Genomic DNA, 282 nt, shown 5'->3' with positions numbered 1-282 from the left:
GTGCGGGCGGTCTGATCGGCACCGCACGGGCGGGCCGGGTGGCGTTCCTGTTCACGGGCCAGGGTGCGCAGCGTGCGTCGATGGGCCGGGGGTTGTACGAGGCGTTCCCGGTTTTCGCGGATGCCTTCGACCAGGTGGCGTGGCACGTGGATGCCTATCTGGACCGGCCGTTGGCGGAGGTGCTGGCGGACGAGGAGCTGATCCACCGCACCGGGTACGCGCAGCCGGCGTTGTTCGCCGTCGAGGTGGCGTTGCACGCGCTGCTGTCGCACTGGGGTGTGC

1 protein-coding gene is annotated in these 282 nt (G+C 70.9%); it reads left to right on the top strand.

The genetic code is table 11. The annotated features are described in order from the left end of the window. On the top strand, positions 1-282 hold a 282-nt coding region (locus PUR56_RS12940; protein ID WP_329949005.1), incomplete at both ends, for an acyltransferase domain-containing protein.

The sequence above is a fragment of the Streptomyces sp. BE303 genome, from assembly GCF_036290945.1.
GTDB lineage: Bacteria > Actinomycetota > Actinomycetes > Streptomycetales > Streptomycetaceae > Kitasatospora.
Note: the sequence above shows the minus strand (reverse complement) of the source record. Positions and strands in the feature narration are given on the sequence as shown.